Below are 24795 nucleotides of genomic sequence, written 5' to 3'. Positions count from 1 at the left end.
TTCGCCTCACCACCCCGTGCCCTCGGCACCCGCATGCCCGGAACAAAGGAACCCTCGCGATGACCAGTTCCTCCAGACCGCGCCGTCTGACCGCCGCCGCCCTCGCCGCCGTGGCCGTGGCCGTGTCCGTCACCACCACCGCCTGCTCCTCCGGCTCCGGCACCAAGGGCGCGGGCAGCGGCACGTACACCGTCTGGGACCCGTACCCGCAGTTCGACAAGACCTCGGCCTGGGCGAAGCTGCTCGACCGGTGCGGCACGAAGGCGGGAGTGAAGATCAAGCGGACCGCCTTCGACACCAGCGACCTGGGCAACAAGACGCTCCTGGCAGCACAGCAGGGCAACTCGCCGGACGTCCTCATCGTCGACAACCCGGTGGTGTCCACCCTCGCCGAGGCGGGCGTGCTCACCACGACCGACGACACCAAGCCGGACACCTCGAAGGTCGACCCCAACCTGCTCGCGGCCGGCCAGTCCGGCGGCAAGACGTACGGCACACCGATCGGCGCCAACACCCTCGCCCTCTACTACAACAAGAAGGTGCTCAAGCAGGCAGGCGTCGACATCGCCTCCGTCAAGGACTGGACGTCGCTGACGGCGGCGCTGGCGAAGGTCGGGAAGGCGGGCAGGAAGGGCATCACGTTCTCGGCGATCGGCACGGAGGAGGGCAGCTTCCAGTTCCTGCCCTGGTTCTGGGGCTCGGGTGCCGAGTTGACCCAACTGGACTCCTCCCAGGGCGTGTCCGCGCTGACCCTGTGGAAGGGCTGGCTGAAGAACGGCTACGCGCCCGACTCGGTGCTCAACAACACCCAGACCACCAGCTGGCAGGAGTTCGCCGGCGGCGACTACGCGTTCGCCGAGAACGGCACCTGGCAGCTCGCAGGCGCCAAGAAGGCCGGTCTCGACTTCGGCGTCCTGCCCATACCCGCGGCGAACGGCGGCACCGCGGCGGCCCCGGTCGGTGGCGAGTTCGTGACCGTCCCGGTCCAGCGGGACACCGGCCGCTACACCACCTCGCAGAAGCTGGCGACCTGCCTGACCAGCGCCGGCAACCTCTACGACACCGACACCACCCTGTCCTACGTGGCCCCCACCGCCGCGGTCCGGGACAAGCAGGTGGCCGCGAACGCCGATCTGAAGCCATGGGTGGAGGCCGTCAAGGCGGCCAAGGGCCGCACCAGCGACGACCTGGGCACCAAGTACCCCAAGATATCCGAGCAGTTGTGGAAGGCCGTCCAGTCCGCACTCAGCGGGTCCGCGTCGCCCGGGCACGCGCTCACTGTGGCGCAGTCCGCGGCCAAGTGACGTGAGCCCGATGAAGCAGACGACACATCCGCCGGACCACCGGTCCGCCCCCGGCCACGCCCGGACCGCAACGGCCGCCGCCCCGCGCCCGGCCCGCGGGACACGCCGCCGACCCACCTCCACGCAGTGGGCCGCCTGGGGATTCCTCGCCCCGGTGAGCGTCTATCTCGCCCTCTTCTATGCCTATCCGCTCTACCGCAACCTCGATCTGAGCCTGCGCCACTACACCGTCCGCTCCTTCGTCCAGGGCGACGCCCCCTTCACGGGCCTGGCGAACTACCGCACGGTCCTCCACGACCCGACCTTCGCCCCGGCCCTGCTCCACACCGCGCTGTTCACCGCCGTGTGCCTGGCCTTCCAGTACGCCATCGGGCTCGCACTCGCGGTCTTCTTCAACCAGCACTTCCGGCTCTCCGCGACCCTGCGCGCCCTCTTCCTCGTACCGTGGCTGCTGCCGCTGATCGTCTCCGCCTCCACCTGGTCGTGGATGCTCGACAGCGAGTCGGGCGTCGTCAACGCCGCCCTGCACACCCTCGGTATCGGGCCGGTCAACTGGCTGACCTCGCAGTCCTGGTCGCTGACCTCGGTGATCATCGCGAACATCTGGATCGGCGTCCCCTTCAACCTGGTCGTGCTCCACAGCGGCCTGCAGTCCATCCCCGCGAGCCTGTACGAGGCCGCCGCCATCGACGGGGCGAACGCCTGGCAGCGCTTCTGGCGCGTCACCTTCCCGCTGCTGCGCCCGGTGTCCGCGATCACCCTTCTCCTCGGCCTGATCTACACGCTCAAGGTCTTCGACATCATCTGGATCATGACCAAGGGCGGCCCGGCGGACTCCTCCACCACCTTCGCCACCTGGGCCTACCAGCTCGGCTTCGGCAACCTCCTGCCCGCCTTCGGCCCCGGCGCGGCCGTCGGCAACCTGCTCGTGGTCGTCGCCCTGGTCTTCGGTCTGGTCTACGTGCGGGCCCAGAGAAAGCAGGCGCTGTCATGAGCCGAAGCCCCCGGCGCAACCGGGTGAAGACCACGATCGGCGTCGCGCTGACCGGCATCATGCTCTTCCCGGTCTACTGGATGCTCAACGTCTCCCTCACACGCGACCAGGACATGCGCAAGAGCCCGCCGGACCTGCTGCCGCTCCACGGGACCCTGGCCGGCTACCGCACCGTCCTGGACGAGCAACTTCCCTACCTCGGCACCAGCCTCGTGATCGGCCTGGGCACCGTCGTGCTGACCGTCGCCCTGTCCGCCCCCGCCGGCTACGCCCTGGCCAAGCTGCGCCCACGCGGCGCCGGCATCCTGAACTTCGTCCTGCTGGCCGCCCAGATGATCCCCGGCATCATCATGGCGATGGGCTTCTACGCCATCTACCTCCAGCTCGGCCTGCTCCAGTCCGTCCCCGGCCTGATCGTCGCCGACTCCACCCTGGCCGTCCCCTTCGGCGTCCTCATCTTCACCGCCTTCATGTCCGGCATCCCCGGCGAACTGCTCCAGGCCGCGACGACCGACGGCGCCGGCCCCTTGCGTACCTTCTGGTCCATCGTCCTGCCGATCAGCCGCAACGCCGTCGTCACGGTGTCCCTGTTCGCGTTCCTGTGGTCCTGGTCCGACTTCGTCTTCGCCGGCACCCTGGCGGGCGGCGGCGCCCACGAGCCGATCACCCTCGGCATCTACCACTACATCGGCAACAACAACCAGCAGTGGAACGCCATCATGGCCACCGCCGTCGTCGCCTCGCTGCCGGCCGCGGTCATCCTCGTCCTCGCCCAGCGCTACGTCGCCGCCGGCGTGACCGCCGGCGCCGTCAAGGACTGAGTTCCCGCCCTCTGTTCGAGTCCCTCTGCTCGAGAAACGAGTCGTACCCCATGACCGCCGCCCTTCCCGGCCCGGCCTTCTCCGTCCAGGCCATCCCGTTCAGCACACACGGCTCCTGGTTCGGCATATCGCCCGTGGTGGCCGAGAAGACGTACGCCGACGACCTCCACCTCGTCTCGCACCAGAACGGCATGCACGCCGTCCTGCGCCTGGTCCCCCTGGACACGACCGCGGGCGACCGGGTCGAGACCGGCGTCGAGGCGACACCGGGCCTGCTCAGCTGGATCGCCGGGAACGGGCGCGTCGACCTCGCCTACGAGTCGCCGGACACCGTGCGGCTGCGGGGGAGCGGCCTGGGCGTCGGAGTCTTCGCAGCCGCGCAGACCCTGACTCCGTTCAGCGGGACGTACTTCTTTCACGACCCGGCGGCGGGCGCCCACGTGTTCACGTCGTACGAGACCGGACGCCGCTACCGCGTCACCGCGCTGTCCGGCTCCATCGCCGTGCCGGGCGGTGACCAGGCCCTGGGCCGTGCCGACCGCGGTGTGGCCGTGACCGCGGCGGCGGACGGAGCGTGGGAGATCGCGATCGAGGAGTTCCGGACCGCCCGAGCGCCGTACGCGTCCTCGGCGAGCTTCGACGACCTCGTCAGGTCCGCGCGGGGCGCGTTCGCGGACTTCGCCGACGCGGTGGCTCCCTGGCGCTCGCCGGCCACCCCGGCGGCCGAACTCGCCGCCTACGTCGTCTGGTCGGCGACCGTACGGCCGACCGGACTGGTCACCCGGCCCGCCGTGCTGATGTCCAAGCACTGGATGGACAAGGTCTGGAGCTGGGACCACTGCTTCAACGCCCTCGCCCTGGCGCCCGGACGCCCCGAACTCGCTCTCGACCAGTTCGCGCTGCCCTTCGACCACCAGGACGCCGCCGGCGCCCTGCCGGACTCGGTCACCCACTCCGAAGTCCTCTACAACTTCGTCAAGCCGCCCATCCACGGCTGGGCCTTCGGCCGTCTGCGCCGTCGGCTGCCGACGCCTCCCCGCCGTGCCGAACTGGCCGAGGCGTACGGCCGTCTGGAGCGCTGGACCGACTTCTGGCTCAGTGCCCGACGAGCCCCCGGGGCCGCCCTGCCCCACTACCAGCACGGCAACGACAGCGGCTGGGACAACGCCACCGCCTTCGATCCCGAACGGGTCGTCGTCACCGCCGACCTGACCGCGTTCCTCGTTCTCCAACTACACGAACTCGCCGCACTCGCACGGAAGTTGCGTATGCCGGACGCGGCGAGCCGGTGGACGGCCATGGCCGGGGAGATCCAGACGGCGCTGCTGGAGCAGCTGTGGACCGGCGACAGGTTCGTCACCCGGGGTGTCAGCACCGGGGACGGCTGGAGCAGCGACAGCCTCCTCGACCTGATGCCCATCGTGCTGGGCGAGCACCTGCCCGGCGAGGTCAGCAGCGCGCTGGCCGACCGCATCAAGGCCCACCTGACGCCGTACGGCCTGGCCACCGAACTGCCCACCTCGCCGCACTACCTCCCCGACGGCTACTGGCGCGGCCCGATCTGGGCCCCCGCCACCGTCCTGATCGAGGACGGGCTGCGGCGCGCCGGCCATCACCGGCTGGCGGACGACATCAGCGCCCGCTTCCGCGCCCTGTGCGAGACCCACGGCTTCGCCGAGAACTTCGACGCCCTCACCGGAACCGGCCTGCGTGACCGCGCCTACACGTGGACCGCCGCCAGCTACCTCCTGCTCGCCGAGGCGCACGCACAGCGAGTCAGCGAGTCCGGTGCGACCTCATCGCAGCGGACGTGACGCCCCTGAGCTCCGGTGGATCCCGCTGACGTCAGGGTGTGCCGCGGGCCTGTGCCGTGACCGTCGTGTCCGGGACGCCAGAGCATGCATACGGTGGGCACGAGGGGCCTGGAGCGCGCGGCAAGCAGCCACATGTATGAGGTGCTCATGCCCGCGAGAAGCATCGCTGCAGCCCCAGGGACACGCTGCCGGCGAGCAGCCCGACAGGGGCGGTGGACAGCGTGACCACGGAGGCCAGGAGCCCGATCCCGGTGTGGTCGATGTCGAACGTGGCGCCTTCATCCGCCCCTCGCCTGCGGTGCGTCCGTCTCGCCATGGCTCACCGGGTCGGCGTTCTCGCCATGGCCGGTGTCGCCGCACAGCACCGGCGAACGGGACAGGACCACGACCGCGACGGCAGCCGCTGCGGCGGCCGGCACCGCCATGGCGACATTGATTCCCAGCTTGCGAGCCGTCTCCAGGGCGTGGAAGTTCTCGTCGGGACTCACCCGCTTGCGGTACAGGTCCAGCCCCTCGGCGGCGATCGCCGCCATGCCGAGAAACATGTACCGCAGGCCCAGCCGCGTCCATCGTTCGAAAACGTCGGTGTTGCGCAGCAGGACGTCGCTGCGCGTCTCGAGGTAGTACTGCTTGCGCACACGGCGCCGCTCCACCTCGGCGGCGACGGCATCCCCGTGCTCCGGGCGGATGAAGGCGACATCACCGACGATGAAGACATTCGGCTACCGGATCCCGGCCAGTTCCGCGGCGGCGGCCTCGGGGGAGGCCTTGCGGTAACTGCGTCCGCAGAAGGTCCAGGCGGAGCAGTCCCGTGGGCACCCACGGGTGAACTCGATGGATGCGCACGGGGCCAGCTCACCGATGAAGTACCGGCTGCGGTGGCGCAGGAGGTCCCGCGCAGGACGGGGGTGTCGATCGAGTGCAGCATGGTCGGCGCCGGCCCCCGACCGCCGGGCGTGACGACGCCGGGCACACCGTCCACGCCACCGTGGCGTACGGCTTCGACAAGCGGGACGACCGCCGTCTCACCCTCGCCTCGCACCACCACGTCCACGGCTGTCTCTGCCTGATCCAGGACGTCCTCGGCGACGAACGAGACGCTGTGTCCGCCGAAGAAGACGAAGCAGCCCGGCTCCACCCGTTTGATGGCGCGCGCCGGATCGACGGCCATCCGGGATGTTCGCCACGTAGTGGAGGAGAATCCCACCGCCTCGGGCCGGAAGCCGGTGACAGCCCTGCGCAGATCACCGTGGCAGCTCACCTGGAGGTCCACGACCCGCACCTCGTGCCCCGCCGCCCGAGCGGCGGCCGCGACTCGTTCCAGGCCGAGCGGCTCCAGCCTCAGGACGATCTCCGAATACATCAGGGCACTTGGGTGGGCGAGCAGGAGACGCATGAGTCACCTCGGGCGCGGGGGCGGGAGTCCCTGGGTCACCTCATCGCAGCCCGGCGACACCAGGATGCGCTGACCGGGTTGCCCGCCGACAGGACATACGACTGACCGGGTGGCATTCGCATAGGCGAAAGCGGCGCGGAAACCCAGGCTGATGCCCCGGGAACAAGTCCAGCGCAGAGGCCCACATGACTTCCTCCATCACTCCTCGTCGCCCGGTCAGGACGGCAGCGCAAGGCGCGCTGACGTCCTCGCAGATCGACGACCTTGTGGGTCGCATCCGCCGGCAGATGCCGGGCAGGGAGAGGCAGGACGCCCGCGAGGAGGCCATCCGTGCTCTGATCCCCCTGGCGCGCCGGATCGCCGGGAGGTACCGCCCCTTCGGTGCCGAGGACCAGGACGACCTGCTCCAGGTGGCGTGTGTGGGCCTGGTCAAAGCCATCGACGGCTACGATCCGGCTCAGGGCCATGCCTTTCTGTCCTATGCCGTGCCGACGATTGCCGGAGAGGTGAAGCGCCACCTGAGGGATCGGGCAAGCCTCGTGAGACTGCCACGAACCGTCCAGGAAGCCAGGCTGCACGTCGCACGAGCCCGCCGAGACATCGAACAGTCGCACGGTGGGCGCTCTCCCGCACCCGGCGAGATCGCTCTGGCCTGCGGTCTCTCCGAGAGCGCAGTGGCCGCGGCCCTCCGCTCCCAGGAAGTGCTGCAGCCCCGATACCTCGACGCGTGCCCGGACGGACCGGACGGAGCCCTGCCCCCGTACGCCGAGGTGGTGGGAGACCGGGACCCGGCCATCGAATCCGCCGCCGCACGGGTGGACATCCTCCAGGCCCTGCTTCAGTTCCCTGAACGGGAACGCCACATCCTGCTGCTGCGCTTCTTCCATGACCAGACCCAGCAGCAGATCGCGACAACCGTGGGAATCTCACAGATGCATGTGTCGCGGCTGCTCACCCGATGCCTGGCACGCTTGCGAGAAGTACTCGGGCACCTGGCCCCGTCGGCTCCCGCGGAGCGACAACCGAGCTTCGGTCCCACGCCGGCCCCTGACCGCCGGACCGCCGCGTCCGGCACCGCGAAGGCGTCGGACGCCTGCCCCGCCGCGGATCCCGTGGCAGCCTGCCCGGCTCGCCATCGCAGGCGGAAACACCCGCTCGGCGGTGCGACCGTCCCGGGCCGGTGAGCGCAGAGCATGCCCAGTCGGTCCGCCGGCCGGGAGAACGACGCCGGCCCACCCGCCCGGGTCCGGCCGACTCGGGGCTACCGGAGCGCCGCACGTGCCGGGGAGCGTCGACCTGCCGAAACATGGGCACGTGCGGGACTGCCGGATCGACATCGGCCGGCTGCGGGCCGGTGGCCTGCGACCCGACCGCTTCCCCGCCCCTTTCGCCGCTGCCGGCAAGCGTGCCCTGACGGCCTTCCGCCTCCTTGGCGCCGGATGCTGACGGGGAGGTGATCGGGGACCTGGACGGGGTGCACGTCATCGCGGACTCCGACTGCCCGCACATCTCCCCGGAGGGCGAACTGTGCCTGCCCTCCGGTCGGCAGGTGAGGTTCGTGCCACGCCGGGCGGACGCACCGCCACCAACCGGGCCGACGGGCGCGGTGTCCACGTCTTCACCGGCGGCGAACTCGCCGGCGCTCGCGCCTGGTGGTCCACAAGGTGTGCGGCCGGCGGGCGCTCGCCCGGGCCGACCGGCTGTCCCCGCAGGGGCCGAACAGTTTGCGCCTGCCGGGCCTGGGCGCGGGTGATCCGCGTGCGCAGCGACGGGGCACAGGCCAGGTTTACGAAGGGACGGCGGGGGCTAACCCCCTTGCGTTCGTCACAGATGCCGACGCGTCGGTGCACTGCCAGGAGGGCGCTCATGTCGAAGACGCACCCGGGGCTGGGGCAGAAGGAGGATGCGGCTCACAGCCCTCACGTGCAGACGGGTGACAGGATCAGGGACTATCTGACCACCACGGATCACAAGAAGATCGGAAATCTGTACCTCGTCACGTCATTCGGCTTCTTCCTGATCGCCGGCTTGCTGGCGATGTTGATGCGCACGGAGCTGGCCAGGCCCGGACTCCAGCTCGTCGACGAGCAGCAGTACAACGAACTGTTCACCATCCATGGCACGATCATGATGCTGCTCTTCGCGACGCCGACGTTCACCGGCTTCGCGAATGCCGTCATGCCCCTGCAGATCGGGGCGCCCGACGTGGCGTTCCCCCGGCTCAACGCTCTCACCTACTGGCTCTTCCTCTTCGGCGGTCTCACTGTACTGTCCGGTTTCCTGGTCAGTAACGGTCCCGCCCCTTTCGGATGGTTCGCGTATTCACCGCTGAACAACGCGGTGCACAGCCCGGGGCACGGTGGTGATCTGTGGGCGATGGGCCTGGTGCTCTCGGGTGTGAGCACCACCCTGGGGGCCGTCAATTTCATCGCCACGATCGTGTGCCTCCGCTGTCCTGGAATGACGATGTTCCGGATGCCGATCTTCACGTGGAACGTGCTCTTCACCTCCATCCTCGTGCTGCTGGCCTTCCCCGTCTTCACGGCCATCCTCCTGGCCCTGGCGGCCGACCGGCTTTACGGCGCCCACGTCTTCGACTCGGCCACCGGTGGCGCCCTGCTGTGGCAGCATCTGTTCTGGTGGTTCGGCCATCCGGAGGTCTACATCGTGGCGTTGCCGTTCTTCGGCGTGGTCACGGAGATCCTCCCGGTGTTCAGCCGTAAACCTGTGTTCGGCTACCTCGGTATGGTCGGCGCGACCATCGCGATCACCATGCTGTCGGCCGCCGTGTGGGCCCATCACATGTTCGCCACGGGCGCGGTGTTTCTGCCTTTCTTCTCCTTCATGTCCTTCCTGATCGCCGTGCCCACCGGGGTGAAGTTCTTCAACTGGATCGGGACGATGTGGCAGGGCAGCCTCTCCTTCGAGACTCCCATGCTCTGGTCGCTGGGTTTCCTCGTGACCTTCCTGCTCGGCGGGCTCAGCGGCGTTCTCATCGCCTCGCCCGCCATGGACCTCCATCTCACCGACACCTATTTCATCGTCGCTCATCTGCACTATGTCCTCTTCGGAACGATCGTCTTCGCGATGTTCGGCGGTTTCTACTTCTGGTGGCCCAAGCTGACGGGCCGCATGCTGGACGAACGCATTGGTAAGATCCATTTCTGGACACTGTTCGTGGGATTTCAGACGACGTTCCTCGTGCAGCACTGGCTGGGCGAGATCGGAATGCCGCGCCGCTATGCCGACTACTTGGCTGCCGACGGGTTCACCGCTTTGAATACGGTTTCGTCGATCGGTGCGTTTCTGCTGGGGCTCTCCACCCTGCCGTTCCTCTACAACGTCTGGAAGACCGCTCGGTACGCGCAGAAGGTGACGCTGGATGACCCGTGGGGATACGGTCGATCGCTCGAATGGGCGACTTCATGCCCTCCGCCTCGGCACAACTTCACGGCGCTGCCCCGGGTGCGGTCCGATTCCCCCGCGTTCGACCTGCACCATCCGGAGTTCAGTGAAGAGCTGCCGCCGGCCGCTCGCGGCACGGTGGAACCGACCCCCGACCCTCTAGGGGAACAGAGCGAATGAAGTCCGAAGCATATCTTTTCGCGGGCGTGGCCCTCTTCTTTCTCGTCACCGACGCGGCGTACATGTGGTTCGCGCGGGAACCCGCCGGTAGTGCGGCGCTCACGATCTCGTTCATCATGGCGTCCGTGATCGCGTTCTTCTCGCTGGTCAATTACCGGCGCAAGGGAATTCGTCCGGAGGACCGTTCGGACTCGGAGATCCAGGAGCGCAGTGGGCGGGTCGACTTCTTTCCCCCGCACAGCCGTCATCCGGTGGTGACCGCTGCCGGGGCCACGGTGGTGGCCAACGGCATCGTCTACGGCGACTGGCTGATCCTGATCGGCCTCGGAATTCTCGGAATGGGAATCTTCGGCATGGTCTTCCAGTACAACGGCCGGGAGAGCGGGTGACGAGGGCGAGGCAACGCGTGCGCTCGGAGAGTCAGCTCGTACTCTCGCCTCCGCCTACGCCGCCCGAGACGGGATCTGCGGTTCGGCCGGTCACCTGGAGCCGTTCCTCCATGGTGGCCTGCATGTCGACTCCTTCGCCGTAGTACCACGAGCTGAGAGATGCCTGGAGCCGCCTCCGCAACGGCGCGCGGCGCCCTGGGCGCTTCAGTGGGCGGGGGATGTCCCGAACCAGCAGTTTGTACCGTTGCTCACGGTCGATGGGTGCGTGCCGCTCGCTCATGCCGCCGGCCAGGTCCTGGTACACCTCGCCGGTCTCCTCACCCTCTTCCAGCAACTGGCAGTCATGCCGCTGCAACGCCAGGCACACGCGTTTGGTCACGAGATGGGCGAGGACCGGAACCACGAACAGGGCGATGCGGAAGGTCCACGTGAGTTCGTTCACGGAGACGTCGAACCAGACGGCCATCACGTCGTTCCCGCCGGCCATGAGCAGTACCGCGTAGCAGGCGAGGCCCGCCACGCCGAGTCCGGTCCTGGTGGGCCTGTCGCGGGGTCGGTCGCACAGATGGTGCTCCACCATGTCACCCGTCACCCAGCGCTCGAAGAAGGGGTACAGGTACAGCACGGCGAACAGCAGGGCCGGCAATGCGACCGCGGGCAGGAAGACGTTCCACATGACGGTGTGACCCGCAACATTGCTCTCGACCCCCGGCATCAGCCGCAGGGCACCCTCCAGGAATCCGACGTACCAGTCCGGCTGGGCGTCGGTGGAGACCTGATCCGGTAGGTAGGGGCCGAAGAACCAGATGGGGTTGATCTGCGCGACCGCTCCCATGACGGCGGTGAGTCCGGCGACCATCAGCGACAGCCCGGTCGATTTGGCGGTGAACGAGGGGAACATCGGCTGACCGATCACGTTGCGGTTGGTCTTGCCGGGAGCGGCCCACTGGGTGTGCTTCAGGTAGACCACCATGATCAGGTGTACGGCGATCAGCGCGATGAGGGCGCCGGGAACGAACAGCACGTGCACGATGTAGAGGCGGCCGATGATCGCGGTCCCCGGGTAGGGGCCGCCCCAGAAGAGGAAGCTCAGATAGGTGCCGACGATCGGGATCGACAGCACGATGGAGTTGGCAGTGCGCAGACCGGTTCCGGACAGCAGGTCGTCCGGGAGCGAGTAGCCGCAGAATCCCTCCAGGAGAGCCAGCAGGAACAGGGTCACTCCGATGACCCAGTTGAGTTCCCGAGGCCTGCGGAAGGCGCCGGTGAAGAAGATCCTCAACATGTGGACGCCGATGGCCGCCACGAAGACGAGCGCCGACCAGTGGTGCATCTGCCGCATCAGCAGCCCGCCGCGCACGTCGAAGCTCAGATGGAGCGTCGAGTCGTAGGCCTTGGAAACGAGTAGTCCCTGCAAAGGCTTGTACGAACCGCTGTACGGCACCTGGGCCAGACTCGGATCGAAGAAGAGAGTCAGAAAGGATCCTGTCAGCACGAGGATGACAAAGCTGTAGAGCGCGATCTCGCCCAGGAGGAACGACCAGTGATCGGGGAAGGCCTTGCGCATCAGCTGGCCGGCCAGTTCGGACATGGGCGATCGCCGGTCGGCCGCCACGTACGTCTGGAAGACCGCTTGCCGCGCTCTGCCCCTTACCCTCTCCCTGCGTCGCCGTAGCAGCACGCCCACACCACACTCCTCCGTTTGCTCCTCATGCACGCCGCACGGCCCCCAGCTCGCGCGACGGGCGCAGGGGTACCCGAACGCCGCACTTCTCAAAACACCGTGGGCGTACGGGGGAGCATGAAAGGGCGACATCGCGGGAATCGGACCGAGAGCGAACGGCGATGCCCGCGCGGGAGCCACATGAACCGCGGTCAGGCACGAGGACCTGCGGGACCGCGAGAAAGCCATCGAGGAGCCACGCGTGGGAAACGACAGCGGCATCATTGCGGAGCTGGCGGCGGACCACAAAAGAATTCAGAACCTTCTGGACCAAGTCCGGTGCGCGCTGCCTGGCAGTGACGAGCGCACGTCACTGGTGGAGCAGACCAGCATGTGCCTGGTGCGCCATCTCATGGCGGAGAGGGAATGCTTGCACCCCCTTCTCCATCGCTACGTCGTGGACGGCGAAGACTGGACAAACCGTCTGTTGGCCGGAGACAGGGAAATCGAGAAGACGTTGAAGTCCCTTGAGGCGGCACCGCCCCGCAGCGAGAGGTATGTGGAGCTGTTGCTGACTCTCGTCACGGGTGTCACCCGGCATGTGGTCGAACTCGAGCAACTGGTCTTCCCGCGGTTGCAGGCGATGGGCCCCGACGCGGTCCTGGGCGACGCGGGAGCCGAGGCGCGCCATACCAAAGCCGTCGCGCCCACACGGCCACGCCCCATGGCGCCTGACACGCCGATGCTGACAAGGCTCACCGCGTGTGTGTGGGGCCCCTGGGACCGCCTGCGCGACCGGGTGACACGCAGGGGCCACCACTGACGTGGGAGGCAGCCGCGCCCCAGTCGCCACTGCGGGTCCGGCTGCGGGAGGCCGGTTCATCAACCTCGTGTGTCACCTGCGAATAACCACGGCTAGTGCGGTGACAAGGAAGATCGCGCCCATGACCGCCCACCATGTGATGTCTGCCTGACTCCAACTGGCGAGTTCCGTCGCCAGGGGCGCGAGACAGTGGAGCCCTGCCTGTCCGATGTTCATGGAGATCGCCTTCTTCTGGATGGCGGGCCGCTGTCCTTTCAACGGAGATGCCGCGTGAGGGGAGAAGAGGAGCCCGGTGGCCACCGGGCCGCAGGGGCGGCCACCTCGTCCAGGCGCTTTGCCATCACCCTGCGCAGGCTGACCCAGCGCAACACGAGTGCCCTGTCGCCTCTCACCGAACCCTGGCACGTCCGGCTCTCCCGGCGGCCGCTTGCGGCCGAGTACCCCGCCGTGGTGCGGCAGGTTGTCGTCGACGGGCACAGGCTGTGCGACCACAGCGTCCACCACGACACGGCGATGGACCACAAGTCCCGCTCCTTCCAGCGCTCGGAAGTGGTCGGGGCGGCCCAGACGATCGAGCAGGCGTCCGGCGGAGTGAAGCCGCTTTACTATCGTGCCCCAGGTGGCGCCTTCACTCCCTACAGCCGTCAGCTCGCCGCCTCGATGGGCATGCGCCCGCTCGGCTGGAACGTCGACACCGACGACTACAAGCTGCCGGGCACCCAGGCGATCCTCAACACGGTGGAGCGCGAACTGCCCAACGGTCCGACCATCCTCTTCCACGACGGTGGTGGCGACCGATCGCAGACCGTCGCGGCGCTCGCCGCGCTGCTGCCCCGGCTGAGGAGTCAGGGATACGCGTTCGGCTTTCCGGCGCGGTGAGGCCAGAGGCGGCGCCGTCCGACAGCTGCGAAACCACCCCCGCTGACCCGTGTCCCTTCCGGATCACGGCGTTGACGACGAGGCGACGCGTGCCTGCAGCCGGTCCCGGAGGCCAGCGGCCCTCTTGCAGGACCGGCGCAAAACATAGCGGGGGTGGTCGGTTTCAACGGGCGCCGTCATTGCGTACCGGGCACCCGGACGGCGTAGGGCCGAGCGGATTCCGGCCAGCTCCTGGATCATCTTCACGGGCGGGTTGAGTCCAGCGGTCACCGGCGGTGCCGGCTGTCCTGCCGGAATGCAACCGCGCACTGATCGATGGAGGCAGCGATGGCTGAAGGTCTGCGCAAACGGCTGATCGGTGCCTGGAAGCTGGCGTCGTACCAGGAGGTTCCGGTGGACGGCTTTGAGCCGTTCGAGCCGCTGGACCATGAACCGCAGGGCATCATCATGCACGCCCCCGATGGGTACATGTCGGCGGCGAGTTGTTTGACGGCGGCGTCGATGTCCGTGGAGATGACCGAGCCGAACCGCTCGTGCGGGCTTTCGGCTGACTGGGGAGGGCCTGGCGCACCGGTCCGTCGGGCTCGGTCAGGGGAGGATCTTGATGGCGCTCTGCCAGTTCAGCTCCAGGGGTTGTTGGACGGAGATGTGTAGGAAGCCCAACGCCTCGAGCTCCCGGGCGCGGCGCAGCGGACCGACGTCCAGGGGACGTATCGCGCCGGAGGAGATTAGCTCCGCGACCTTGGCCTTGGCAGGGGAGTCGTCGCCGGCGATCAGTACGTCGAGCGGGAAGCTGTGGCCTTCACCGGTCGTGAGCAGCCCGGCGAACGTGGTGTTGAATGCCTTGACGACCTTCGCGTCCGTGCCGACGATCTGCTGGATCTGCTCGGCGGCCGACGTGTCGGCGGGCGTCACCCGCGAGTCCATGGTGGCGAAGTCGACGGGATTGCAGATGTCCACCACGACCTGTCGTCCGGCTTGCTGACCTGCACCCGCAGCAGGGGCCTGCTGCCCCGCCCGGCGCGCCGCTCGTAAGGCTCGATGCGTGGCTCGACAACTCGCCCGTGGGGTGGGGCCGTTCTTCAAGGGGAACGGTTATTCCAGGCCGACCCGCTGCCAGCACCCGTACACAGGGGCGATCGATATCAGTGGCGCGAGGTTATTCCATGTGTTAGTCTTACGCGTTTGCGTGGTCGTCGCGGTGGGCGATTCTGCCTGTCCCGCTCGGCTTGTGCGTGGGCTGTTCAAACCTGCCGGGCCTTCCTCGGTACGTTCCCTTGCGGAAGGCTGTTTATGAAGCATCCCAATGACTCCGGCATCGCGCACGGCAGCCCCGCCCAGCCCGAGGCAACGACCCCGGCGCTGCTCCCGGCCGTCACCTTCGCCGGTCTGGAACTGCCGACGGAGGTGCTGCGGACACTGAGCGAACTCGGGGTGCGCGAACCCTTTCCGATCCAGGCCGCCACACTGCCCGATGCCCTGAAGGGGTGCGACATCCTGGGACGCGGGCGCACCGGATCAGGCAAGACGCTCGCTTTCGGCCTGCCGCTGCTCGCACGGACGGCCGGGCGACGCGCCGAACCGAAGCAGCCCCTTGCTCTGATCCTGGTGCCCACCCGTGAGCTGGCCCAACAGGTCACCCAGGCGCTGGCGCCGTACGCCCAGGCACTGCGGCTGCGGATCGCCACGGTCGTCGGCGGAACGTCGATCGGCCGGCAGGTCGCCGCGCTGCGCCAGGGAGCAGAGGTGGTCGTCGCCACCCCCGGACGCCTGCACGACCTGATCGAGCGCAACGCCTGCCGCCTGGGACGGGTGAGAATCACCGTGCTGGACGAGGCCGACCAGATGTGCGACTTGGGATTCCTGCCGCAGGTTGCCGACGTGCTCGACCAGGTACACCCCGACGGTCAGAGGATGCTGTTCTCGGCCACTCTCGATCGCGACGTCGATCAACTGGTCCGCCGCTACCTCCACGACCCCATCGTCCACTCGGTCGACCCGGCCGCGGGCACGGTCACGACGATGGAGCACCACGTTCTGGTCGTCCACGGCCCTGACCGCTACGCCGTCATCACGGAAATCGCCGCCCGCGACGGCCGCGTACTGCTGTTCCTCGACACCAAGCACGCCGTCGACCAGCTCACCCGGCATCTGCGGGCCAGCGGGGTGCACGCCGGGGCCCTGCACAGCGGCAAGTCCCAGCCACAGCGCACACGGACCCTGGCGCAGTTCAAGAACAGCCAGATCACCGTTCTGGTGGCGACCAATGTCGCGGCCCGTGGCCTGCACGTCGACGACCTCGATCTCGTGGTCAACGTCGACCCGCCCACCGACGTCAAGGACTATGTGCACCGGGCGGGCCGCACCGCCCGCGCCGGTGAGTCCGGCAGCGTGGTCACGCTCGTGCTGGCGGGCCGGCGCCGCGAGACGAGCCGGATGATGGCCGAGGCCGGCATCGAGCCGACCGTCACCAAGGTGCGCTCGGGCGAGGCGGAGCTGAGCCGGATCACCGGCGCCAAGACTCCCTCCGGGATCCCGCTCGACGGCGGGGCCGCCGTCCCCCGACCCAAGAACACCAACGCTCCCTTCCGCGGCCTCGGCACCAGCAAGGGCACCTCCCGCGGCGCCGACGGCAAGTCCCGAAAGGCCGGCGAGGCCCGCAAGCTCGCCGAGGCCCGCAGGGCCGCCCTCGTGCGTCGCAACGGCTGAGAGCCGTTGCCCTGGCAGCCTGGCCACGGGATCGACAACCCTCGGCCCGGCCCGAAGCCGTCCTGTCTGCCTCACCTACGAAGTCAACGCCTTTGGCCGCGAGAGGGATACCCGCCGAAACGGAGCAGAATGATGTTGCCGGCGCCTCGCACTGCGCCCAACATGACAAGCTGTGCTGGCCCACCCCCCGAACCCAGGAGGTCACCATGACCGCAGAGCCCGTATCTACGGAAGGTTCGGAGCCGGCTGCCCCCGAGACGTCCCCTCTGGAGCCGGACAGCGACGGCAACTACGACCTCAAGCGCAAGTTCCGCGAAGCCCTGGCGCGCAAGCGCGGTGCGCAGGCGGACGCCGCTGATATGGCCGCCAAGTCCGATGCATCAAAGGTGCGTTCGGCGCACGGCCCGGCTGCGAGCCAGCGGTCGTTCAGGCGCAAGAGCGGCGGCTGAGTCGATGAGTCCCGCGATCTAACCGCTTCACCGGCACTCGCGCTATCCACCCGCGCGTCCCGTGCAGTGGCCCGCGACGTGCGCATGCCCGTGCGCGCGTTGCGGGCGGGGCGTAGCCCGGGGGACTCGTCTGGGGGAATGGCCCAGATGCGGTTGGTTCGGGTCGGTGGCGCCGCCGAACTGGAATTCCGGGATGAGGGCACTGCCTTGTCCGAGGGTACGCGGCCGGTGTTGCGCGCCTTGCGTGCCCCCGTACCGCTGTGAAAAACGACTGCGGCTGTCGTCAGTTCCTCGCCGTCCGGGCCTGAGGCTCGTACGGCGGGCCGCAGCACCGTCTCTCCCACGAAGGCATGGCTGAAGACCAGCTGCACCGCCTGCTTCAGAACGCGTTCCCGCTGGTGAAGGTCGTCGAGGGTCAGGTACTGATCCGTCAGCCGCCGTTTCCTCGTGCTCACGGCGTTGCCGCACCAGGATGCTGCTGTTTCCGCCGAGCTGATCGACGGGCTGGTCCTTGATGACCTTCGATATGGCCGCTCCCGTGCGTGCGCCGGAGACGGGCCGTGACGCTTGCCGGAACCACCCTGATCTCCACGCCCGCCCGCACCATCCCTTGGGGGAGTAGCCCTTACGCTGGGCGCGCCCCCAAAACTTTCCGAAACGTTGCGCTCCGGCTGGGTCAAAATCTGTGCCCGCGAGCTGAGGTTTCAACGGGACAGGCAGACAGATTCTCTACTGCATTAAGTGGGGTGGGATTCTTCACCGTACACAGGCCGCTTCGGCGTGCTACTGTCGATCTCAGTTGCAGTTGTGGTTCCCAAAACTTCAAGTGCCCTCCGGGCGGCGCCTGTGCCACTGGAAGCACTTTTGTTATCCGGTCTTTTTCCCGGCGGGGTGATCATCGCGGCGACACGGGGTCCGTGCAGTGCGGATCCCGATGCACTGCCCCAAAGGAGAAATGACATGGCTTCTGGTACTGTCAAGTGGTTCAATGCGGAAAAGGGCTTCGGCTTCATCGAGCAGGACGGTGGCGGAGCTGATGTGTTCGCCCACTACTCGAACATTGCCGCCCAGGGCTTCCGTGAGCTGATCGAGGGCCAGAAGGTGACCTTCGACATCGCGCAGGGCCAGAAGGGCCCGACGGCCGAGAACATCGTTCTCGCCTGACGCTGACTGTCGCGTACCTGTAGCTGGGGCCCGCGTCCTTCGGGGTGCGGGCCCCAGCTACTCGCATTTTCCGCAGTGGTTTCACCTGCGGACGACAACCAGGAAACCGGTAGGCTCAGCGCATACGGAGCATCCTTCAGGGGTGTACGCACCCTTCATAGCTTCATAGCGGCGGACGCCCGAACATTGCGTCGGCTTCGCGCTACTCATTCCAGCGCCTGTGCCCGCACGGATTTTCCGTCGGTCAGATTCGCTGTCGCATTCCACCGGTCCATTCTTGCAATTCTCTGTGCTGCTGATCGCTCCGGGAATTCCTTGATATGTGCCGCATCGAGGAAGGGTCCGCATGAACCGCACACGCACGAACGACCGCTTCACCCGCACCCGTAACGGCAGTACGGACTCCGGCAGGGGCGGCAGCCGATTCGGTTCGTCGGCCAGGAGCCGCTCCGGCGGGCCGAGCCGTTCCGGTGGTTATGGCCGCCGGCCCGCCGCGGTCCAGGGGGAGTTCGCGCTGCCCAAGACGATCACTCCCGCGCTCCCCGCCGTGGAGGGCTTCGCCGATCTCGACATGCCCGGGGCGCTGCTGGGCGCGCTCAGCTCGCAAGGCGTGACCGTACCCTTCCCGATCCAGGCTGCGACCCTGCCGAACTCCCTCGCTGGCCGGGACGTACTGGGCCGTGGCCGCACCGGCTCCGGCAAGACCCTCGCCTTCGGGCTGGCGCTGCTGGCCCGTACGGCCGGGCAGCGCGCCGAGGCCAGGCAGCCGCTGGGGCTGATCCTCGTACCCACCCGTGAGCTGGCGCAGCAGGTCACCGACGCGCTCGCCCCGTACGCCCGCTCCGTGAGGCTGCGGCTGGCCACGGTGGTGGGCGGAATGCCGATCGGTCGGCAGGCGAGCGCGCTGCGCGCCGGCGCCGAGATCGTCGTCGCCACGCCGGGACGCCTCAAAGACCTCATCGACCGTGGCGACTGCCAACTGAACCAGGTTTCCATCACCGTCCTCGACGAGGCCGACCAGATGGCCGACATGGGCTTCATGCCGCAGGTCACCGCCCTCCTCGACCAGGTCCGCCCTGAAGGCCAGCGCATGCTGTTCTCCGCCACTCTCGACCGCAACGTCGACCTGCTCGTGCGCCGCTACCTCAGCGACCCCGTCGTGCACTCCGTCGACCCCTCGGCCGGTGCGGTCACGACGATGGAGCACCACGTACTCCACATTCACGGCGCCGACAAGCACACGGCCACCACCCAGATCGCCGCACGCGACGGCCGCGTGATCATGTTCCTCGACACCAAGCACGCCGTCGACGGCCTCACCGAACACCTCCTGAACAGCGGGGTACGGGCCGCCGCCCTGCACGGCGGGAAGTCACAGCCCCAGCGCACCCGCACGCTGGCACAGTTCAAGACCGGACACGTCAACGTGCTGGTAGCGACCAACGTCGCGGCGCGCGGCATCCACGTCGACAACCTCGACCTCGTCGTCAACGTCGACCCGCCGACCGACCACAAGGACTACCTCCACCGCGGCGGCCGCACCGCCCGCGCAGGAGAGTCCGGCACCGTCGTCACCCTGGTCACCCCCAACCAGCGCCGCGGCATGACCCGCCTCATGGCAGCGGCCGGCATCGTCCCGCAGACCACCCAGGTCCGCGTCGGCGAAGAGGCCCTGCACCGCATCACCGGCGCCCAGGCCCCCTCCGGCATCCCGGTCGTCATCACCGCACCGGTGGTCGAACGCCCCAAGAAGCGCGGCGCCACCTCACGCGGCCGACGCCGCCCCGTCTCGGCGGCCCGCCGCGCGCCCGTACGGCAGTCCACCGCCGGTGCGGCGGCATAGAACCTTCGTGTCAGGAAGCCCGCCCAACTTCGCAGGAGGCACCCTTTGACGCTGGACCAGACGCAGTTCCGCTCAACACGTACCAACGCCGTGCAGACGGCGGCCGATCCCGCGGACGCGGCCGGACCGCAGGTCTGGGAGGACATGACCGTGGAGGTGGCACTGTCCGTGATGGCCGCCGCTCGTACAGGTCAGCTGGTCGTCTGCGACGAGGACGGTATGTGTACCGGCCTGGTCACCCGGGACCGGCTCACGGCCGTTCGTGACGGCTCCGGATACACGGACCGGATCCGTCTGCGGGACATCGCCGACGTCATCGGGCCCTTCGCCCCACCGCTGGCCACGAGGGCCGAAGCCGAGCGTGCGATGCGCGGCTGCCGGCTCGGGGCCCCGCCCGTGGTCGACGGACACGGCAGCGCTCTGGGCATCCTCGCCCTCTCTCGCTGAACCGCCGTCACCCCTGCCCGGCCCCGTCTTCTCTTCTCCCTGGAGGCATCATGCGCTGTGTCATCGCTCGCTTCCCGTTCGAGCTGACCAAGAGCGGCGTGGTGGAATCGATGAAGGGCGTCACACCTGAGCTGGTCACCGGTGAGTTCGTCATCATCGGACGACGCCACTACCCCGCCAAGCAGGTCGGCCAGGTCATCACCCGCCAGGACCGGCGTGATTTCAGCACCGGCGAAGTGCTCAGGGCCATGACCCAACTCGGCTTCACCTGTCGCACCCGCCCTACCGCCGCAACCGCGCCCCTGGCGGGCCCGTACGGGCCGGCTTCCGCAACGCTCGGCGCTCCCCCTGTCCGCCTGACGTACGGACAGGTGTGAGCCGAACCGAACCGTGAGGCCCCACCGGCGTGGGCGAATTCCAGGCGGTGAGTTGATCAAGCCGCGAGCAGTTTGGACAGACGCTCGGCTGGGGTCTCCCAGTCGAGCGTTTTGCTGGGCGGCTGTTGAGTTCGGTGGCGGCAGCGTCCAGGTCCTCGCGGGTGTGGCGCAACGAGGCCGTCCCCCGACACTCACCGGGGAATCACGGCCCATGGATTGGGCCGCAGCATCGATACTTCCCCAATGAGGCTGGGGTGGAACTGGGTGAGCAGGCCGCGGATGCGGTTGGAGGTGCGGTTGGCCTCGCCGGTCAGGTCCTGGTCGAAGCCGACCAGCATGGTCAGCTCGGCGGTGATCTCGTCGGCCAGTTCGAGGGAGCGCAGGGTGTGGGGCATGGTGCGGGCGGCGTCTGCGATGACAGCCGCGTCGCGCGCGTCGGTCTTGGCCTCACCCGGGTAGAGGTCGGCGATCCGGCGCATCGCGAGTCGGGGTAGGTAGGCGACCTTGCAGCCGGCGTCGCGGGCGACGGTCAGCGGCAGGGCGCCGATGGAGGCGGGCTGGTCCACGACCACCAGGACGGTGCCGAACTTGGCCTTGAGCTTGTCGAAGACGGCCCGCAGCTGGGGTTCGCCGTTCGGCAGGGCTTTGTCGAAGACCTTCCTCCCGGCCGGGGTGAGTCCGTGGCCGTGATGGTTGCTCTTGCCGACGTCCAGGCCGAGGAAGACGCCCGTCTCGCCGATGTCGATCACCGTGCCCCCACGTTTGGATGCGTGCCGGCCTCGGCGGCGGGGCCGTTCGCGCGCATCCACGTTATGCAGACCTGCCGCCCGCGAAATGCCCGGCATTGCGCCGGGCCGGGCAGTGGCCGGACCTCTGATCAGCGACTCCGACGGCACCCCTCGGACCCGGTGACACCACCCCCCAGGTCATCCGATCGACAGGGGGGCAACAGTCATGCCGGGCCCGGAGGCCAGCGGCCCTCTTGCAGGGCCGCCAAGAAGATAACGGGGGCGGTCGTGCGGATGCGTGCCATGTCGTTTCGGGGGTATTCGTGCGTCTTAACCGGGTTGCTCAGGACGAGGGTGGCGGTGGGAGCCCAGTGGTGCACGAAAACGAGGACCAGCCGCTGGCCCGCCGCCCGATACTGTCGGCCCTCGCCTTCGAGGGCAGCGAACCGATCGCCGAGGCCCGCAGCGCGGCCCGCCGCTTCCTGACCGACGTACAGGCAGTACACGGCATCCCGGTCTCCGACCGCGCGATGGGCACCGTGCAGCTGGCCGTCAGCGAGCTGGTCACCAACGCCTACAAGTACGCGCCAGGCCCCTGCCTGCTGGACCTGTAGGTCAGCGAGGGCGCCGTCCAGATCAGCGTCTGGGACACCGACCCGACACTGCCCGCGGCTTGCCCCGCAGACCCGGGCCGGGTCGGGCAGCACGGCCTGGAGATCATCATGGCCGTGTCGCTTCGAGGTGCGCCGCGAGCCGGTGGGCAAGCGAGTCAGGGCCGCCATCGTGCTGGCCGACGACCCCGGCGGAGATCCGGCCGGCCGCCTGCTGTGACCGTCCCTGGGCGCCGGAACCTGCCGCAGGTGTCTACCGGCCTGCCAGGTAGCCGGCGCCCCGCTCGGCTACCTCATGGGGGGTCTGCCGCCAGGCCGGTGGCCGATCCCGCCAGCCAACGCCCTCCAGGTCGTCGGCCGCCCGCTGAGCAGCCTCGTCCGACGACCGCCGCCGCGGCCCCCTGCTGCGGCGAGCCTCCCGCCGTCGTTCATGGATGCAGGCCAGCCGGCCTCCGCGCGCACCGGAACCCTGTGGATCACTCACGGGACAAGTGGTCGCCGAGCCAGGAAGCAACCCGGGACAGCACTCTTCCGAGCGTATCTGCGGAAGAACTTCAGACACTCACCATGGAGGAAAACCTGTCGTGACAGCAGTAGACATTGTCCCGTCGCAGGGTTACTGTCTTTGTCGTACCCAGGAAGTCGAAGTGGGCACGGCAGACACGAACTGTCGTGCCGGCAGGTCAAGCAGGACACGGCCCAAGAGGGTCGTGAGCAGTACCCACGGTATCCAGCAGTATCACCGAGTAACCGAAGGTAAGGAGCGAGACGCCATCAGGATCGCCCGGGTGAGGAATCAGTCCGCCCGGGTACCGCAGGCCCCGGATTGGAAGGTGGTCCCCGGTCACGCATCCGCGATCCCCGCAGTCCCGCCCTCCCAGGCGGACCCTGCGGACATAGAAGGCCGGCGCAGTTCGCCGGTAGATGGTGTTGAAAGCTCGGGGCCCGGGTGCCAGTACGGCGCCCGGGCCCCCCGACGCGTCCCCCGGAAGAAGAGGCCTATGCCCCCTGGCAGTTCCCGCGCCGTCACCCCTCTCGATGACGACGACTACCCCGCCTACACCATGGGCCGGGCCGCCGACATGCTCGGCACCACCCCCGCCTTCCTGCGCGCCCTCGGCGAACACCGCCTGATCACACCTTTGCGCTCCGAAGGCGGCCACCGCCGCTACTCCCGCTACCAGCTGCGCATCGCTGCCCGTGCCCGCGAACTCGTCGACCAGGGCACCCCCATCGAAGCTGCCTGCCGCATCATCGTCCTCGAAGACCAACTCGAAGAAGCGCAGCGCATCAACGAGCAAATGCGCACACAAGGCCCCGAGCCGCAGTCGAAGACCTCAGCCTGACCGGGCGCTGGCGCGAAGACACGGACGACGCTCCCTGCCCGCCACCGACTGACCCCGCCATCGGCCCCTGCGACGAGCGCCCCTGACTCCCGCAGGGCAAGGACCCCGGCGATCACCACGCTGGGGTCCTTCTCCGTCCAAGACGGTTGCACCAGTCCCGGGCCGGAGCCCTGCCAGCGCGCCGGTTGCCCATCGGCGGCCTGCCAGGCCCAGTGAGGCACACGCCTGCCGTGTCGACGTCCGTGCCGTCCCGGGCGCCTGGCACGGTGGTTCTCATGCAGCCGCTGCCGGCTCCCTACCCCGCCGACCTCATTCCCGACGCGACGGGCATGGCGGCCTTCGAAGCGGCGTACCGGCAGGCCAAGGAGCAGGACGCCGTCTTCGTCGCCATCGAGTCTCTGGGTGGGCACTGGACGGTGAAGGCCGACATGATCACCGCCCCGCAGCACGCCGTCGCCGACTCGGTGTACGACGCCATCCGCGCCGCGGTCATCCAGATGATCCGCGCCGGCGAGATCCGCTCGGACTCCTTAGCGGGGCCGGTCTACTTCGTACTGCACAACGTGGCAACCGAGAGCCGGGCCCGCGAACTCGCAGCCGCCCTGCACGCCGCCCTGTACGGAAACCGGGCGTCGCTCGCCCGCAGGATGCCTACCGCATCCTGACCAGCCGCCTTCAGAGGATGTTAAGTCCGTTTCTGGATGATCTGGTGTCGCCCGTTCGACGGTACGGAGCCGTTTGAGCCGACCTGCCTGTCGTGTGCATGTTGGGCTTGAGGGCATGGAACGGATGCCGTACTCAACAGACTTGTCCGACAGACAGTGGGCCTTGATCGAGCCGCTGGTCACCGCCTGGAAGCAAGAGCGGGTGTCGCCCGCGCCCTGGCCGATCCCAAGCTCGCCGACGACGTCCTCGACCAGGGTGTCCACAACGCCCTCGCGCTGCTGGACGCCGGACCTGTCCGGCAGCGCCGCGTCCGACGGCCTTCGTGAGGGCGCGCCGTCCGGCGATCGTGAATGCCTTCAGCCAGCACCCCGACCAGGCGTTCCGGGCACGCGAGCTGCACGAACTCCTCGGCATGCCCACTGACGAGGCGTCCGTCAACATCACCCGCAGCAGCCTCGGACGCCTCACCCGTCAAGGTTTCCTCACCCAACCCGGACGAGGCCGCTACCAGAAACGGACTTAACGTCCACTCAGGACTCCGAGATCATCTCGTGGCGGCTTTTGAGCTCACCTTGGCTGGACCCCGCCTTGACCCCTCCCTGGCCGGCCGCCGGCGTCATCGGATCGTCCTTCGGACACCCGTTGTGGTGCCCCGACCCTGTCGGGAGGAGGTAATGGATCACCTGTCGCGCTCTCCGGGTACCGTCAGCGTATGAGTCATCCGCACCCCGAGCTGAAAGCCGCCCCGCCCCTTCCCGAAGGAGGGCTGCGGGTCATCGCCCTGGGC

Annotated in this window: 20 protein-coding genes and 5 pseudogenes; 20 read left to right on the top strand and 5 right to left on the bottom strand. The window is 68.4% G+C overall.

The window, feature by feature from the left end:
• Positions 1 to 59: 59 nt before the first annotated feature.
• From ACZ60X_RS30020 to ACZ60X_RS30005, 4 genes are read left to right on the top strand one after another with little or no spacing between them, the layout of a single operon-like run.
• Positions 60 to 1304 (top strand): sugar ABC transporter substrate-binding protein, encoded by a 1245-nt coding sequence (locus tag ACZ60X_RS30020; protein WP_469604981.1) that lies wholly within the window; start codon positions 60 to 62, stop codon positions 1302 to 1304.
• 10 nt (positions 1305 to 1314) lie between these two features.
• Positions 1315 to 2298 carry a carbohydrate ABC transporter permease gene (locus ACZ60X_RS30015; protein WP_469604979.1) on the top strand — a complete coding sequence of 328 codons (984 nt, stop codon included), beginning with the start codon at positions 1315 to 1317 and terminating at the stop codon, positions 2296 to 2298.
• Positions 2295 to 3119, top strand: coding sequence for a carbohydrate ABC transporter permease (locus ACZ60X_RS30010; protein ID WP_469604976.1), 825 nt, complete (start codon positions 2295 to 2297; stop codon positions 3117 to 3119). Before ACZ60X_RS30015 ends, ACZ60X_RS30010 begins: the two co-directional genes overlap by 4 nt.
• 50 nt (positions 3120 to 3169) lie before the next feature.
• A complete protein-coding gene (locus tag ACZ60X_RS30005) occupies positions 3170 to 4933 on the top strand; it encodes an amylo-alpha-1,6-glucosidase (RefSeq protein ID WP_469604973.1) in 1764 nt (587 codons plus the stop codon).
• 422 nt (positions 4934 to 5355) lie between these two features.
• On the opposite strand, the pseudogene ACZ60X_RS30000 reads toward ACZ60X_RS30005, so the two are convergent.
• A pseudogene (locus ACZ60X_RS30000) lies at positions 5356 to 6329 on the bottom strand (B12-binding domain-containing radical SAM protein); the annotation flags it as partial.
• Positions 6330 to 6514: 185 nt separating this feature from the next.
• On the opposite strand from ACZ60X_RS30000, the gene ACZ60X_RS29995 reads away from it, so the two are divergent.
• The 3 genes from ACZ60X_RS29995 (at position 6515) to ctaF (ending at position 10303) form a co-directional block, all read left to right on the top strand.
• Entirely contained in the window at positions 6515 to 7513 is a 999-nt protein-coding gene (locus ACZ60X_RS29995) for a sigma-70 family RNA polymerase sigma factor (protein ID WP_469604970.1), read from the top strand.
• A 682-nt stretch (positions 7514 to 8195) separates the two neighbouring features.
• Positions 8196 to 9914 (top strand): aa3-type cytochrome oxidase subunit I, encoded by a 1719-nt coding sequence (ctaD, locus tag ACZ60X_RS29990; RefSeq protein ID WP_469604968.1) that lies wholly within the window; start codon positions 8196 to 8198, stop codon positions 9912 to 9914.
• Complete coding sequence (ctaF, locus tag ACZ60X_RS29985) at positions 9911 to 10303, top strand: aa3-type cytochrome oxidase subunit IV (RefSeq protein ID WP_469604965.1); 393 nt, start codon at positions 9911 to 9913, stop codon at positions 10301 to 10303. The genes ctaD and ctaF overlap by 4 nt, the downstream gene beginning before the upstream one ends.
• Before the next feature lie 31 nt (positions 10304 to 10334).
• Here ctaF and qcrB read toward each other — a convergent pair whose 3' ends face one another.
• Positions 10335 to 11984: a cytochrome bc1 complex cytochrome b subunit gene (qcrB, locus tag ACZ60X_RS29980; protein ID WP_469604963.1), complete on the bottom strand. Its 1650-nt coding sequence runs from the start codon at positions 11982 to 11984 to the stop codon at positions 10335 to 10337.
• 244 nt (positions 11985 to 12228) lie between these two features.
• Between qcrB and ACZ60X_RS29975 the strand changes: the two genes are divergently transcribed.
• The 3 genes from ACZ60X_RS29975 (at position 12229) to ACZ60X_RS29965 (ending at position 14322) form a co-directional block, all read left to right on the top strand.
• Positions 12229 to 12789, top strand: coding sequence for a hemerythrin domain-containing protein (locus tag ACZ60X_RS29975; protein WP_469604961.1), 561 nt, complete (start codon positions 12229 to 12231; stop codon positions 12787 to 12789).
• A gap of 270 nt (positions 12790 to 13059) precedes the next feature.
• Positions 13060 to 13668 carry a polysaccharide deacetylase family protein gene (locus tag ACZ60X_RS29970; RefSeq protein WP_469604959.1) on the top strand — a complete coding sequence of 203 codons (609 nt, stop codon included), beginning with the start codon at positions 13060 to 13062 and terminating at the stop codon, positions 13666 to 13668.
• 315 nt (positions 13669 to 13983) lie between these two features.
• Entirely contained in the window at positions 13984 to 14322 is a 339-nt protein-coding gene (locus ACZ60X_RS29965; RefSeq protein ID WP_469604956.1) for a lipocalin-like domain-containing protein, read from the top strand.
• Here the strand turns inward: ACZ60X_RS29965 and ACZ60X_RS29960 are convergent.
• Positions 14257 to 14631: an NADPH-dependent F420 reductase gene (locus ACZ60X_RS29960; RefSeq protein ID WP_469604954.1), complete on the bottom strand. Its 375-nt coding sequence runs from the start codon at positions 14629 to 14631 to the stop codon at positions 14257 to 14259. The two genes, ACZ60X_RS29965 and ACZ60X_RS29960, sit on opposite strands and share 66 nt — an antisense overlap.
• A gap of 330 nt (positions 14632 to 14961) precedes the next feature.
• On the opposite strand from ACZ60X_RS29960, the gene ACZ60X_RS29955 reads away from it, so the two are divergent.
• The 6 genes from ACZ60X_RS29955 to ACZ60X_RS29930 all read left to right on the top strand — a co-directional run bounded on the left by ACZ60X_RS29955 (position 14962) and on the right by ACZ60X_RS29930 (position 20657).
• Positions 14962 to 16377, top strand: coding sequence for a DEAD/DEAH box helicase (locus ACZ60X_RS29955; RefSeq protein WP_469604951.1), 1416 nt, complete (start codon positions 14962 to 14964; stop codon positions 16375 to 16377).
• A gap of 206 nt (positions 16378 to 16583) precedes the next feature.
• Positions 16584 to 16826, top strand: coding sequence for a DUF5302 domain-containing protein (locus ACZ60X_RS29950; protein WP_043437852.1), 243 nt, complete (start codon positions 16584 to 16586; stop codon positions 16824 to 16826).
• Between the two features lie 960 nt (positions 16827 to 17786).
• Complete coding sequence (locus ACZ60X_RS29945; protein WP_043505040.1) at positions 17787 to 17990, top strand: cold-shock protein; 204 nt, start codon at positions 17787 to 17789, stop codon at positions 17988 to 17990.
• Between the two features lie 346 nt (positions 17991 to 18336).
• A complete protein-coding gene (locus tag ACZ60X_RS29940; RefSeq protein ID WP_469604946.1) occupies positions 18337 to 19833 on the top strand; it encodes a DEAD/DEAH box helicase in 1497 nt (498 codons plus the stop codon).
• A 45-nt stretch (positions 19834 to 19878) separates the two neighbouring features.
• Positions 19879 to 20280 (top strand): CBS domain-containing protein, encoded by a 402-nt coding sequence (locus ACZ60X_RS29935; protein WP_469604944.1) that lies wholly within the window; start codon positions 19879 to 19881, stop codon positions 20278 to 20280.
• Positions 20281 to 20330: 50 nt separating this feature from the next.
• Positions 20331 to 20657: an SCO5918 family protein gene (locus ACZ60X_RS29930; protein ID WP_469604941.1), complete on the top strand. Its 327-nt coding sequence runs from the start codon at positions 20331 to 20333 to the stop codon at positions 20655 to 20657.
• A gap of 56 nt (positions 20658 to 20713) precedes the next feature.
• Here ACZ60X_RS29930 and ACZ60X_RS29925 read toward each other — a convergent pair.
• Together ACZ60X_RS29925 and ACZ60X_RS29920 are read right to left on the bottom strand one after the other, a co-directional pair.
• Positions 20714 to 20844 (bottom strand): annotated as a pseudogene (locus ACZ60X_RS29925) (IS30 family transposase); the annotation flags it as partial.
• A gap of 58 nt (positions 20845 to 20902) precedes the next feature.
• A pseudogene (locus tag ACZ60X_RS29920) lies at positions 20903 to 21406 on the bottom strand (IS110 family transposase); the annotation flags it as partial.
• 353 nt (positions 21407 to 21759) lie between these two features.
• Between ACZ60X_RS29920 and ACZ60X_RS29915 the strand changes: the two are divergent.
• The 4 genes and pseudogenes from ACZ60X_RS29915 to ACZ60X_RS29900 all read left to right on the top strand — a co-directional run.
• Positions 21760 to 22216: pseudogene (locus tag ACZ60X_RS29915) on the top strand (ATP-binding protein).
• A gap of 781 nt (positions 22217 to 22997) precedes the next feature.
• Positions 22998 to 23342 (top strand): MerR family transcriptional regulator, encoded by a 345-nt coding sequence (locus tag ACZ60X_RS29910; RefSeq protein ID WP_030176886.1) that lies wholly within the window; start codon positions 22998 to 23000, stop codon positions 23340 to 23342.
• A gap of 275 nt (positions 23343 to 23617) precedes the next feature.
• Positions 23618 to 24007 (top strand): hypothetical protein, encoded by a 390-nt coding sequence (locus tag ACZ60X_RS29905; RefSeq protein ID WP_469604938.1) that lies wholly within the window; start codon positions 23618 to 23620, stop codon positions 24005 to 24007.
• A 115-nt stretch (positions 24008 to 24122) separates the two neighbouring features.
• Positions 24123 to 24242 (top strand): annotated as a pseudogene (locus ACZ60X_RS29900) (IS5/IS1182 family transposase); the annotation flags it as partial.
• Positions 24243 to 24795: the final 553 nt, after the last annotated feature.

The sequence above is a fragment of the Streptomyces sp. NPDC104106 genome (genome assembly GCF_055584345.1).
This window is presented reverse-complemented; position numbering and strand designations above follow the sequence as displayed.